This window comes from Streptomyces sp. STR69 (assembly GCF_024519455.1).
Taxonomy (GTDB): Bacteria; Actinomycetota; Actinomycetes; order Streptomycetales; family Streptomycetaceae; genus Streptomyces.
Window position 1 is genome coordinate 82,968 of the sequence record NZ_JALJRY010000041.1, and the last position, 11,689, is coordinate 94,656.

Annotated in this window: 13 protein-coding genes; 6 read left to right on the plus strand and 7 right to left on the minus strand. The window is 69.8% G+C overall.

The genetic code is table 11. The features are described 5' to 3' along the window. Positions 1-78: 78 nt before the first annotated feature. From OC490_RS44955 to OC490_RS44970, 4 genes are all read right to left on the minus strand, one after another. The gene (locus OC490_RS44955; protein WP_262063858.1) at positions 79-357 is read right to left on the minus strand and encodes a WhiB family transcriptional regulator; all 279 of its coding nucleotides are present in this window, start codon (positions 355-357) and stop codon (positions 79-81) included. 98 nt (positions 358-455) lie between these two features. Next, positions 456-1,289: an alpha/beta fold hydrolase gene (locus OC490_RS44960; RefSeq protein WP_262063859.1), complete on the minus strand. Its 834-nt coding sequence runs from the start codon at positions 1,287-1,289 to the stop codon at positions 456-458. A 67-nt stretch (positions 1,290-1,356) separates the two neighbouring features. Further along, positions 1,357-1,791, minus strand: a complete 435-nt coding sequence (locus tag OC490_RS44965; RefSeq protein WP_262063860.1) for a GlcG/HbpS family heme-binding protein — start codon at positions 1,789-1,791, stop codon at positions 1,357-1,359. A gap of 44 nt (positions 1,792-1,835) precedes the next feature. Continuing rightward, complete coding sequence (locus OC490_RS44970; RefSeq protein WP_019064730.1) at positions 1,836-2,138, minus strand: tautomerase family protein; 303 nt, start codon at positions 2,136-2,138, stop codon at positions 1,836-1,838. Between the two features lie 354 nt (positions 2,139-2,492). On the opposite strand from OC490_RS44970, the gene OC490_RS44975 reads away from it, so the two are divergent. From OC490_RS44975 to OC490_RS44990, 4 genes are read left to right on the plus strand one after another with little or no spacing between them, the layout of a single operon-like run. Beyond that, complete coding sequence (locus tag OC490_RS44975; protein WP_262063861.1) at positions 2,493-2,900, plus strand: nuclear transport factor 2 family protein; 408 nt, start codon at positions 2,493-2,495, stop codon at positions 2,898-2,900. A gap of 57 nt (positions 2,901-2,957) precedes the next feature. Continuing rightward, positions 2,958-3,248: a YciI family protein gene (locus OC490_RS44980; RefSeq protein ID WP_262063862.1), complete on the plus strand. Its 291-nt coding sequence runs from the start codon at positions 2,958-2,960 to the stop codon at positions 3,246-3,248. Further along, positions 3,245-3,427, plus strand: a complete 183-nt coding sequence (locus OC490_RS44985) for a hypothetical protein (RefSeq protein WP_262063863.1) — start codon at positions 3,245-3,247, stop codon at positions 3,425-3,427. The genes OC490_RS44980 and OC490_RS44985 overlap by 4 nt, the downstream gene beginning before the upstream one ends. A gap of 38 nt (positions 3,428-3,465) precedes the next feature. After that, positions 3,466-4,452 (plus strand): zinc-dependent alcohol dehydrogenase family protein, encoded by a 987-nt coding sequence (locus OC490_RS44990; protein WP_262063864.1) that lies wholly within the window; start codon positions 3,466-3,468, stop codon positions 4,450-4,452. A 126-nt stretch (positions 4,453-4,578) separates the two neighbouring features. Here OC490_RS44990 and OC490_RS44995 read toward each other — a convergent pair whose 3' ends face one another. Next, positions 4,579-7,368: a helix-turn-helix transcriptional regulator gene (locus OC490_RS44995; RefSeq protein WP_262063865.1), complete on the minus strand. Its 2,790-nt coding sequence runs from the start codon at positions 7,366-7,368 to the stop codon at positions 4,579-4,581. Positions 7,369-8,309: 941 nt separating this feature from the next. Here OC490_RS44995 and OC490_RS45000 point away from each other — a divergent pair. Both OC490_RS45000 and OC490_RS45005 read left to right on the plus strand, forming a co-directional pair. Further along, positions 8,310-9,551 (plus strand): ISAs1 family transposase, encoded by a 1,242-nt coding sequence (locus tag OC490_RS45000; protein ID WP_262063866.1) that lies wholly within the window; start codon positions 8,310-8,312, stop codon positions 9,549-9,551. 63 nt (positions 9,552-9,614) lie between these two features. Continuing rightward, a complete protein-coding gene (locus tag OC490_RS45005) occupies positions 9,615-10,193 on the plus strand; it encodes a dihydrofolate reductase family protein (RefSeq protein ID WP_262063867.1) in 579 nt (192 codons plus the stop codon). 71 nt (positions 10,194-10,264) lie between these two features. Here OC490_RS45005 and OC490_RS45010 read toward each other — a convergent pair whose 3' ends face one another. Further along, positions 10,265-10,765 (minus strand): helix-turn-helix domain-containing protein, encoded by a 501-nt coding sequence (locus OC490_RS45010; protein ID WP_262063868.1) that lies wholly within the window; start codon positions 10,763-10,765, stop codon positions 10,265-10,267. Positions 10,766-10,834: 69 nt separating this feature from the next. Beyond that, a complete protein-coding gene (locus OC490_RS45015) occupies positions 10,835-11,257 on the minus strand; it encodes a hypothetical protein (protein WP_262063869.1) in 423 nt (140 codons plus the stop codon). Positions 11,258-11,689 lie beyond the last annotated feature (432 nt).

Here is an 11,689-nt window from a genome sequence, read left to right on the forward strand (position 1 = left end):
TCCTTATCGAATAAGGGTTCGTCTAAAACTTCGGGCGGGGCGGCGGGAGCCTCTGTTGCCGGGGCGGGTCGGCTGCGTTCACGCGGCCCTCGACTCGGGGCGTGGGATGTCACGCTGGTGTTCGGTCAGGCCGCCCCAGATTCCGTACGGCTGACGGGTGCTCAGCGCGAACGCGGCGCACCTGTCGAGGACCGGGCAGGCCCTGCAGACTTCTACGGCGCGTTGTTCGCGTCTGCGTCGGCGGTGGCCGCGTTCGCCGGGAGGCGAGAAGAACACGGCCGATGCCATGCCCCGGCAGGCGGCGTCTGCCTGCCATTGCCAGGCGTCGAGCAGGGGGACGAGGGGACTGGCGTTCATGGTTGATTTCTTCTCCGCGGGAGTAGGAGTGGCGGGCGGGCGGTACGCGGGCGGGCAGGAAGTGGCAGTGGCCGGGCTCCTGCCCGCCCGCGTGACGACTACGAAGCGAGGAAGTCGACGAGCGCGGTGTTGACCTGGTCCGCGTGGGTCCACAGCAGCCCGTGAGGGGCGTCGTCGATCTCGACGTACTGCGCGTCGGGCACCGCCTTGGTGAACTGTCGGCCGGTGGCGTCGATCGGCAGGATCCGGTCGGCGGTTCCCTGGAGGATGAGCGTCGGCACGTCGATCTTCGCGATGTCGGCGCGCATGTCGGTGTGCCAGCTGGGCACCACGGCCGAGGACGCGAACGGGGACATGCGCGTGGCGGTGACCCAACTGCCCCGCACCGCCTCCTCGCTGATGCGGGTGCCCAGGTTCACGTCGAGGTTGTAGAAGTCGTCGAAGAAGCTGGTGAACCAGGCGTACCGGTCCGACTCCGCGGCCGAGATGATCCCGTCGAACACGCCGGCGGGAAGGCCGGTGGGGTTGTCGGGAGTCTGCAGCAGGAACGGTTCGATGGGTGCCAGGAACGCGACCTTGCGCAGGTTGTCGGTGCCGTGGGTGCCGATGTAGCGGCCGATCTCGCCGGTGCCCATCGAGAAGCCGACCAGGGCGACGTCCTTGAGGCGCAGTACGTCGAGCAGTACGTCGAGGTCGTTGGCGAAGGTGTCGAAGTCGTAGCCGGTGGTGGGCTGGCTGGACTGGCCGAAGCCCCGGCGGTCGTAGGTGATGACGCGGTGTCCGGCCTTGAGGAGCGCCGGGATCTGCAGCTCCCAGGACTTGCCGTCGAGTGGGTAGCCGTGGATCAGCACGACGGGGGAGCCCTCGCCGTGGTCCTCGTAGTACAGGTCGACGTCGGTGGTGTTTTCCTTGGCGACGGTGATGTAGGGCATGGCTTCGCTTCCTGATTGGGAGGGGGTGGACGTGACGGTGTGACGGGGCGGGGGTAGGGCCGCCGGTTCAGGGCCGGCGCAGGGCCTGGACCGCGAAGGCGGCGACCTCGTGGTCCTGTGCGGGTGATCCGCCGCCGGCCCCCACTGCCCCGACGACGACGCCGCGGGCGTCGGTGATCGGGACGCCGCCGGCGACGAAGGCCAGCCGGAGCGTGGTGGCGGTCTGGATCGAGGACAGCGGGGCGCCGGACTGCACGGCGGGGGCCAGGTCCGCGGTCGCGGCGCCGAAGTACACGGAGGTGCGGGCCTTGGCCTGGGAGGTGTCGATGGAGGCGAGCGCCGCGCCGTCCATCCGGGTCACCAGCACGGTGTTGCCGCCGCCGTCGAGGACCGTGAAGGTGTACGGGACCCCGAGCTCAGTGGCCTTGTGGACGCCTGCGGCGGTGGCCGTGGCCGCGTCGTCCAGGGTGAGGATGACGGGCGAGATCTGCGTGATGGGCATGGCCGTTCCTCTTCGGGTCGTGCCGGAGGTCGTGCCGGGTGGGGTCACTTCTCCTGGTAGGGGGCGGCCTTGGCGAGGTCGGGGCGGGTGACGGGGTGGCCGTCGATGGTCTGGTAGGTGGCGGCGGAGCGGCCGAGGGTGTCGAGGAGGGTGGCGGGGCCGGCGAAGGGCTTGCCGCCGATGTGCCAGCCGTCGGTGTGGAGTTCCTCGATGAGGACCCAGACGATCTCGCGGAAGGCCTCGGATCCCTCGAACTTGACCATGACCTCGGTGAGGGCGGCGGCCATGTCGTGCTTCTCCTGGGTGGTGAACACTCCGTCGACGAGCTTGACGTTGACGAACGGCATGGGGTGCTCCTTGGGTCGGGATGCGTTGTCCCTGCCGAGCGGCGGGGACAACTGAAGCGTCGCCCCGGGGTCATCCGCACCGCACCAGTCATCCGACCTGACTCCACGGGGTCTTTGTGCGGCGCCGCCCTCGCATCGAAGCCGTGCGGCCCGCGGCGACACCACCGCACCGGGTGTGCCGGGTGCCAGTGACGAGCGCACCGGGCCGCTGCCCGTACCCGCCCAGGTGGGACCGGGTCGGTGCAACCCGGGTCGGATGACTCATGCCCGGCCGCGGGGCGGCGACGACCATGGACAGGGACGGCGCAGCCGCCGAATCCCCCACCATCCCTCACCGATGAAACGAGAAACCCCATGTCCGAGAAAGCCAACAAGCAGCTGGTCGCGGAGGCGTTCGACGCCTGGGCCGCCGGTACTGGCGGAGTGTTCGACCTGCTGGCCGAGGACGCCGATTGGACCATCGTCGGCAACAGCGTCGCCTCAGGCACCTACCCCACCCGCGAGGCGTTCCTCGACGCGGTCATCTATCCGTTCAACGCCCGGATGAGCAGCCCGCTGGTGCCGTCCGTCCGCGCGCTGTACGCCGACGGGGACACCGTTGTCGCCCTGTTCGATGCGAGCGCGACGGTGCGGGACGGCTCGCGCTACGACAACACCTACGCCTGGTTCCTGACGATGCGTGACCAGCGGATCGTCAGCGCTGTCGCGTTCTTCGACAGCGTCGAGTTCAACGACTTCTGGGCCCGGGTCCAACCCGCCTGACACCTGACGCCGCACCCCACCCCTTGACCGCCCGTCCGAAGATCGGAAGTGCCCGCCATGTTCATCGTGATCCTGGACTACACCGCGCCGCTCGAAGAGATCGACCGCCACCTGGAAGCCCACAACGCCTGGCTGGAGGAGAACTACACGGCCGGCCACTTCCTCGCCTCGGGCCGCCAGGACCCCAGGACGGGCGGCCTCGTCCTGGCCCGGGCCGCCGACCGCGAGGCACTGGGCCGCATCCTGGCCCTGGACCCGTTCGGCATCGCCGAGGTGGCCACGCACACGGTCATCGACTGGCGCCCCTCACGCGCGAGCGCCGAGGCCCAGTGGCTGCTACGGCCGTGATTCCCACGGCGACGACATGCGCGGGCTCCGCCGGGTTCGGCACCCCGCGCACCCACCGCCGCGTGCCGCACGCAGCGCACGACCTCCCCCAGGGGAACCCCGCCGCCTTCACGGCAGCGGTCCTCGACCTGGCGACACCGGCGCGAGCGGCCCGCCCCCAGCTCCACCGCCCCGCATGACGGCGGCCACCACCCCGACTCACCGAAAGACAGTGACCATGCGCGCAGCCGTGCTCAGACAATTCGCCACCCCGCTGGAACTGGCCGACATCGCCAAGCCGGTGCCCGGCGCCGGCCAGGTCCTGGTCAGGATCGCCGCCAGCGGCGTGAACCCCCTGGACACCAAGATCCGCGCCGGTCAGGCCGCACACGCCCGTGCTGTCCTGCCCGCGGTGCTGGGCCTGGACCTGGCAGGCACGGTCGAGGAGGTCGGGCCGCAGGTGACCGGCTTCGCCGTCGGCGACGAGGTGTACGGGCTGAGCGGCGGCGTCGGTGACCTGCAGGGATCGCTGGCGCAGTACGCCGCCGCCGACGCCCGCCTGCTCGCCCACAAGCCCGCCGCTCTGACCATGCGCCAGGCTGCGGCGCTGCCGCTGTCGGTCGTCACCGCATGGGAGGGACTCGTGGACCGGGCCAAGGTCGGCGCCGGACACAAGGTCCTGGTACATGGCGGAGCAGGCGGCATCGGCCACGTCGCGGTGCAGATCGCCCGCGCCCGCGGGGCCGAGGTCTTCGCCACCGCCTCGGCTGCCCACGCCGCGACCGTCCGCGGGCTCGGCGCCACCGCGATCGACTACGCCACCACCGAGGTGGAGGAGTACGTCGCCGCCCACACCGGCGGCGAGGGCTTCGACATCGTCTTCGACACCGTCGGAGGCGCCGTCCTCGACAACTCCTTTGCCGCGGTGCGCCATTACACCGGCCACGTCCTGAGCGCCCTGGGCTGGGGCAGCCACAGCCTGGCCCCGCTCTCCTTCCGCGGCGCCACCTACTCCGGGGTCTTCACCCTGCTGCCCATGCTCACCGGCAAGGGCCGCGAGCACCACGGCGAGATCCTGCGCGAAGCCGCCGCCCTGGCCGACGCGGGCCTGCTCAAGCCACTGCTGGACCCCCGCCGCTACACCCTGGACACGGTCGCGCAGGCCCACGCGGCCGTCGAGGACGGCTCGGCCCACGCCAAGATCGTCGTCGACATCGACGCCTGATCCGACAGCAAGGAGCCCGGCAGCGCGACCAACGCGCTGCCGGGCTCCTTGCTGTTCAGCGCCTACTGCGGCGCGCGCCCGGGCTCCCTCGCCGTACCAGTCACCCGACCCGGCTGTTCTCCCTGGCTACAGAAACCTCGGATCATCGTGCTGCTCGCCCAGCGCGGTGAGAGCGTCGCGCAGGCCGGCGCGCGCGGTGACGCCGAGCTTGGGGAACACGTTGTACAGGTGCCCGCTGACGGTGCGCGCGGACAGGTGCAGCCGTTCCCCGATCGCCTTGTTCGTCAGTCCCGACGCCGCGAGCGTGGCGATCTGCAGCTCCTGCGGGGTGAGTTGGACCTGGCTCACGTCGGCCGGTCGGCGCGACAGGCCGGTGGCCCTCATCTCGTTCCTGGCGCGCTCGGCCCACGGCGCGGCCCGCAGCCGGTCGAACAGCGCCAGCGCCGCGACCAGTTGCACCCGTGACTCGACGGCGGCCCGCTCCCGGCGCAGGTGCTCGCCGTACGCCAGCAGCACCCGCGCCCGCTCGAAGGGCCACAGCTCTTCGGGCGCCGCCGCAAGGGCCCGCTCGAAGTGGGCGCTCGCCACCTCGCCCTCGGACACCAGCCCCTGGGCCCCGGCCACGAGCAGCGCCCAGCGGGAGGAGATCTTCGCGATGCCCATGCGCAGCATCGCGTCGACGAATTCCCGGGCCTGTTCGGTGCGGCCGGTCCGTACGGCCGCCTCGACCAGGTCGTAGGCCACGAACAGTTGCAGTTGCTGGGCGGTGCCGCCTTCCACGCCGCGCGGGCTGATCCTGACCGCCTCGGTGTACGCGGTCTCGTAGTCGCCGCGGCCGATGGCGGCGAGTGTCCGCACCCGGTACACGTGCTGCGGCACGATGAAGGCCTGGCGCGGGAGCGACCAGGACAGCATCCACTCCAGCGGCTCCTCCGCCACGTCCTGTTGGCCCAGTGCGGCGGCGGCCAGGGCCTTGCTGTACTTCAGGTACCAGACGAACTCCAGGTATCCGTAGGCCTCGACAAGTTCCAGGCCCTCCTCGGCGAAGCGCATCGTGTCGTCCCAGCGCCCGGCCAGGTAGCTCTCCCCGCACAACAGCATCAGCGCGTTGGTCACCGAGGCGACGGCACCCGCCTGCCTGCCTTCGCGCCACACCCGCAGGAGCGGTTCGCGCAGGTCGGCGAGGCGGTCCACGTCGTTGGCGACGTAGGCGACGCGGATGATCTGCCCGGGGTCGCGCTCGGTGGCCAGGGCGGCGATCTGCCGGTCGAGGGTGGCCAGTGCCTCGGGCGAGGCGGTGGCGGGGTTGGTGGCGATCTCGGAGCGGATCAGCACGGACTCGGGCAGCAGGTCGCGGTACCGCTCCACCAGCTCGCGGTAGGAGTCCCACATCTCCTTGCGCCCGTTGAGGGCGACGGTCAGCGACAGGATCCAGATCGCCGAGTTGACCTCCTCCGCGGCGGGCTCGACGTCCGGGGCCCGCAGCGCGGCGCTGATCACCCGGTACGCGGAGATGACGTCCCCGTCGGAGTACAGCAGCAGTGAAGCCGCCGCTGAGGCGGCGGCCAGCGAGCCCACGCCCGCGTGCACCCGCCTGGCATCGCTCAGCAGGCTCGACACCGACCGCAGGTCGCCCAGGACCTCTGCGGCGAAGTACGCGGTCGCCGCCAGCCGCTGCGAGCGCTGCTGGAGGTCCGGACTCAGGTCCGCCGAGCGGGTCATCGCCGCCACCGCGGCCGTCGGGTCCCCGCGCTTGAGTGCCTGGATCGCCTCGCGTTGCAGCAGGCTGGCCACCTCCTCGTCGGGACCGAAGGAGGCATCCGCCAGGTGCCAGGCCCGGTGCCCCGGATCCAGCGCCCGGCCCTTGGCGAGCGCCCGGTGGGCTCTGCGCCGGGCCTCGGGCCCGGCCAGTTCGACCACCGCGGAGCGCACCAGCGGGTGGCGGAAGACCACCGTGTGCTGCCGGTCGACCACGACGATGCGTTCGTGTTCGGCGATATCCAGCTGGGCCGCGGCACCGGAGCCCACCACACCCTCGTCGGACAGCGCCCGCCCCGAGCCGTCCAGAGCCAGCAGCAACAGCAGGTCCCGGGTCGCGGGAGCGAGTGCGGAGATGCGGGAGGTGAACGTCCGGCTGAGCCGCTCGGTCATTGGCAGTACGGCGGGGAGGGCATCGGCGGTCGGGTACCGGTCCGGGGTCAGCACGGCCGGCAGCTCGACCAGGGCGAGCGGGTTCCCCTGCGCCTCGGTGACGATGCGCCGGCGCACGGGCTCGGCCAGATCCGGGTAGCGCCCGATCAGCAGCGACTCGGCCGCCGCATCGTCGAGGGAGCGGACGGTGAGGCTGCTGCCGTCACCGGCCGGCGGCTGCCCGGTGGTGCGGACCGCCGTCAGGACACGCACCGCGGTGTCGGCGACCCGTCGGGCCACGAACGCCAGCACGTCGGCGCTCACGTCGTCGAGCCACTGGGTGTCGTCGACGATGACCACCAGCGGTTGATCCTGCGCAGCGAGCAGGAGCAGCGACAGTGTTGCCGTCGCGATCAGGAGCCGCGAGGGAGTCGGACCGTCGCCGAAGCCCAGCGCCACCCGCAGGGCGCTCTCGTGGGACGAGTCGAGCCGAGGGAACATCGGAGCCAGCGGCACCAGCAATTGATTGAGCCCCGCGAACGCGATATTGGCCTCGAACTCGGCCCCGGCCGCCCGCAGCGTCCGCATGCCGTTCTCCAGGGCAAGATCGGCGGCCGCGTCGAGCAATGCGGACTTGCCCACTCCGGGTTCGCCGAAGAGTGTGAGCGAGCCGCCCGACTTGCCGGTGTCCTCGATGACGGCCTTGATGAGGTCCAGCTCGCCGGCACGTCCCGTCAGGTCTGACGTTGCCTGGCGGTGTTGGGATCCTTCCCGTTCCGTGGTCATCGAGGTGGCTCCTCTTGCGGTGCGAAACCTTTTGTCGATCACCTCACGGATGCGCGAGGAGGTTGCGTCGGCGCACCGTGCGCAGGTCTTGGACCGAGTGCGACCATGACGCCTCGCCGGCACGACCGCCGCATGATCATCCGCTGTGTCCGAAATCCCCCTCGGTTGCCCCAACCCTATGCGACGGCGCGCCGCACAGCCCCTCTGTGCGCGAGGGCGAAGAAGCGGGAACCGTGACCGAGAGCGCTGGAAATGGGGACCGTCTCCGGAGCGACCTGCGGGCGATCAGGCACGTGTGCGAAGGGGTTGTCGAAGGCCGACAATCTCGGTGACCCTGCTTCCCGCCACCAGCAAGGGCCCTCCCGGTGGCCAGCCGGTGGCCGGACACCTTTGGACGGCGCGGCATCAGGCGGTACGGGTCAACCTGCCACGCATGCTCTGATCAGGCACAACGTCACCACGCGGCACGACGAATCATAGGACGACACGATCGCTCGTGGTCTCGTAATGCGTAGGTCTCGGGTTCGAATCCCGAAGGCGGCTCCATGGTGAACCACAGGTCAGGCCTCTGACCTGTGGTTTCTTGTTTCTGGTGACCTTGGGATCTTGGCAAGTCGGGCACCTGGGAGCCACGCATCGCAATGCGCAGGTCTGAGATCGACTGTCGGTGGCCGTTTCGATCCACAGGTCTTTGAGGTGGTCTCTTGTTCCGTCTTGCCGGCAGGGCGGTTGCAAGTTCCGGGGTAGCGCGGTTGGTCGGGTTGTGACCGGTTGGGGCGCATAGCAGAGCAGGCACGGGCTTCGTGATCATTGTGGTGTCTAAGCCAGATGATCATGAGGTGGCCCGTGCCTGCTGCAACCTCTCCCATCCCTGCCGTGCTGGTGAAACTGAGTCCGCTGGACACCAGCCGGATCGCCGACCCGCGCCCCTACTTCGCTCGGTGCCCGACCCGCGCTCCCGGCGGGGCCGGTGGTACTCGCTGACAGCGGTCCTGCTGGTGTGTGCCTGCGCGGTCGTCTCGGGAGCGAGGAGCATCGACGAACTCGCCGAGTGGGGGCAGCGTGCCCCGAACGCACTCCTGACAGTGATCGGGATCCGCCGCCACTTGCTGAGATGGCGGCACGCTCCGTCACCGACCACGATCGGCCGTGTGCTGGGGGCTGTTGACGGTGACGCCCTGGACCGGGCGGTCGGCGCCTACCTCGCCGACCGGCACCGCGCCGCCACCGAACCCGCCTGGGCGCCGTCGCCTTCCGCATCCGGGCGGCCCCCCGCGATCGCTGTCGACGGCAAAGCACTCAAGGGATCAGCCCGTCTCACCGCGACGCGCAGGCATCTGCTCTCCGCGGTCACTCACGGCACCGTCGTGACCCTCGCCCAGGTGGAGATCGGCGCGAAGACGAACGAAACCACACACTTCCGTCCGCTGCTGGAACCCCTGGACCTGACCGGCACCGTCGTCACCTTCGACGCCCTGCACTCGGTCAAGGCGAACATCTCCTGGCTGGTCGAGACCAAGAAGGCCCACTACATCGCCGTGATCAAGACCAACCAGCCCACCGCCTACACCCAACTCGCAGTTCTGCCCTGGCAGTCCATCGCAGTCCAGCACACCGTCTCCGGGACCGGACACGGACGCCACGAGTCGCGCTCGATCAAGACCTGCGGGATCGCCGACGAACTCGGCGGAATCGCCTTTCCCCACGCCCGCCTCGCCATCCGCATCCATCGCCGCCGCAAGCAGACCGGCCGGCGCGAGACCCGTGAGAGTGTCTACGCCGTCACCAGCCTCGACGCCCATCAAGCCGGGCCCGCCGACCTGGCCGCCGCGATTCGCGGGCACTGGGGAGTGGAGAACTCCTCGCACCACATCAGGGACGTCACCTTCGCCGAGGACGCCTTCACCGTCCACGCCGGGACCGCACCACGGGCCATGGCGACCCTCCGCAACCTCGCCATCGGCGTGCTGAAAACTCTCGGAGCCGACAACATCGCCAAGACCACCCGGGCGATCCGCGACGAGCCCGGGCGGGCACTCCCCATCCTGGGCATCACCAACAACCCGGCAGCTACGAAATTTGATCAAGCCCTGAGCAGACGCAGCTTCGCAGCCCACCCGACCGGGGACCTAAAGGCGACCCGCATCGAAGATGATGCGAATCCAGGAGTCCAAGTGCGATGAGTTTCGTCATGGCTCCTCGTCTGTATCCACAACACGCCATCAACCGCACTCGAGGAGAGCACCATGACCGCGATCTACACCTGGGACGTCTTTTCCACCCTCGACGGCTACGGCGCCTACGGTCCCGACGGCAACTGGGGCGGCTACTGGGGAAAACAGGGCCCTGACTTCCTTGACAACCGCCTTGCCGTGATCAGCCAGGAGCAGCGGATGGTTCTCGGGACCAACACCTTTCGGCAGTTCGTGGAGCTGCTGGGCCCGATCCCAGAGGCCGACCTCGACCCGGTGAACTCCCGGATGCGAAGCATGCCGACAACGGTGGTGTCGACGACGCTCGCAGGACCCTTCGCCTGGCCGGACGCGACCGTCGTGGCCGGAGACGCCGTTGACGTCGTCGCCCGGCTCAAGAAGGAGTCCGAGGTGCCGTTGCGCTCGCACGGCAGCCTGTCGTTGAACCGGGCGCTCATGGCCGCAGGGCTCGTCGACCGCGTCCAGGTGACCATCTTCCCTGTGATCAGCGGCCAGACCGGGACCGACCCGATCTTCGAGGGCGCGGCCGACTTCGACCTCGAACTGATCAAGAGCCGGACGTTCGACGGCCGCACTCAGGAGCTCATCTACCGACCCATCCTGCACACCTGAACGCAACCACGCACTGCACCAGGTCCAGCAGCCGAACCTGCCCCGGCAGTTCTCCCGAGAGCCGACATGCCTCACCTATCAGGAACTTGAACGCGCCCTGGGCCATCAGCCTCGAACCGGCCGAACACGGCGGGGGCCAGCGGAGCCTGCAGGGCGGTCAGCCCTTCGCGGACGATCATCCGCTGGATGGTCCGCTCGTCCGGCGCCCAGCCCAGCTTGGCCCCGATGACCCGCCGGATCTGAGCGGCCGAACGCGACGGATTCTCCTTCTTCAGCGAGGCGGCCAGCTCCATCACCTCCGGTGGAGTCCGGGGCCGGGACTGGCGCGGGGACGGCACCAGGGCGTCGAAGCCGCCCACGCGCCAGTCATGGATCCAGCGGTCCAGCGTCCACCGGGTGATCCGCACCGACCGCCCGTCCGGATCGGTATGCGGAACAGCCGCCAACTCCCGGACCAGGGAGCCACGTTGGCGACGCGACAGCGTCGGGTCCGCGGCCTCTCTGATCAGCATGTAGCGGAACAGGCCGATCGCCTGAGCCCGCTCAAGCCGTGTCTGGTCTTCCTGCCCCACCTGGCCACCAGCCCTCTCACGCAGCGTGAATACACACGCGTGACGGTGACAGTCTGTGTCGGCGTGGCGTCAGGGGCGGCTCGTGTTGATCGTTTCCACCGGCCAGGAAGGCGCCAGCAGTATCCCGCCGGACACCGCGCAGGCCACCCGCCGGGGCGACACCGTGCCTACGTGCGGCCACCTCGATCCGATCGACCACCAGGCCCCGACCACCGCACTGACCACGTCCGCGAACACGCTGTGGGCCGGCCCAGGAGGAGCCGGGTCAACACCGGCATCGACCAGCAACACCGTGAAGTACCGCCGGACCTCCTCCGCCCTGGAGGTGAACCTGCGCAGCCAGCCGCGAACGGTCTCGACCGGGCGGCCCAGCCTCCCAGCGATCGAGCGGGCCCCGGCCCCGGCTGCTTTCGCCGCCAGGGCCGACCCGATCACCTCCGCCAGGTCAGCCCGCCTGACCAGCGCAAACACCGGAAGGAGCACATGCGACATGCCGCAGCCCCCCACACCTCGACCGCCGAGGACGCACCACCACCGGACCGCCGGAAGCGTCCCGCAGTACACGCGAACGTGCCCACCCCCGCGGCCGCAACACGCCCGAGCAATCGGGACAAACCAACTCGCCTCGCACCAGGCGAACTTCGACCCGCGCCGGGTCGACCTCTACCGTGAGCACAGCGCCTCCGCGCGCTACACGGCCCTCCCGGCGCTCGGCCAAGAGATACCGGGAGGGCCTTTCACATGCCCTTTCGTCGGCAAGGTGCCGCCCCAAAACTGCACCTCTTCGTCGGCAGGCACGCTTACCGATCTTGTTGGCGCAAAGCTGCCCAAAGTGCCGCACTCGTAGGCATTTTCAGTGACGTCTAACACTCGTTGTACGCGGGGGCACAACTGCCGGGCAGATAGTGGCCTGAGCCGTTCGTC

Bases quoted from the DNA above. Each gene is read 5' to 3' on its own strand.
- OC490_RS44955 (WP_262063858.1), bottom strand. From the start codon at position 357: ATGAACGCCAGTCCCCTCGTCCCCCTGCTCGACGCCTGGCAATGGCAG.
- OC490_RS44960 (WP_262063859.1), bottom strand. From the start codon at position 1,289: ATGCCCTACATCACCGTCGCCAAGGAAAACACCACCGACGTCGACCTG.
- OC490_RS44965 (WP_262063860.1), bottom strand. From the start codon at position 1,791: ATGCCCATCACGCAGATCTCGCCCGTCATCCTCACCCTGGACGACGCG.
- OC490_RS44970 (WP_019064730.1), bottom strand. From the start codon at position 2,138: ATGCCGTTCGTCAACGTCAAGCTCGTCGACGGAGTGTTCACCACCCAG.
- OC490_RS44975 (WP_262063861.1), top strand. From the start codon at position 2,493: ATGTCCGAGAAAGCCAACAAGCAGCTGGTCGCGGAGGCGTTCGACGCC.
- OC490_RS44980 (WP_262063862.1), top strand. From the start codon at position 2,958: ATGTTCATCGTGATCCTGGACTACACCGCGCCGCTCGAAGAGATCGAC.
- OC490_RS44990 (WP_262063864.1), top strand. From the start codon at position 3,466: ATGCGCGCAGCCGTGCTCAGACAATTCGCCACCCCGCTGGAACTGGCC.
- OC490_RS44995 (WP_262063865.1), bottom strand. From the start codon at position 7,368: ATGACCACGGAACGGGAAGGATCCCAACACCGCCAGGCAACGTCAGAC.
- OC490_RS45005 (WP_262063867.1), top strand. From the start codon at position 9,615: ATGACCGCGATCTACACCTGGGACGTCTTTTCCACCCTCGACGGCTAC.
- OC490_RS45015 (WP_262063869.1), bottom strand. From the start codon at position 11,257: ATGTCGCATGTGCTCCTTCCGGTGTTTGCGCTGGTCAGGCGGGCTGAC.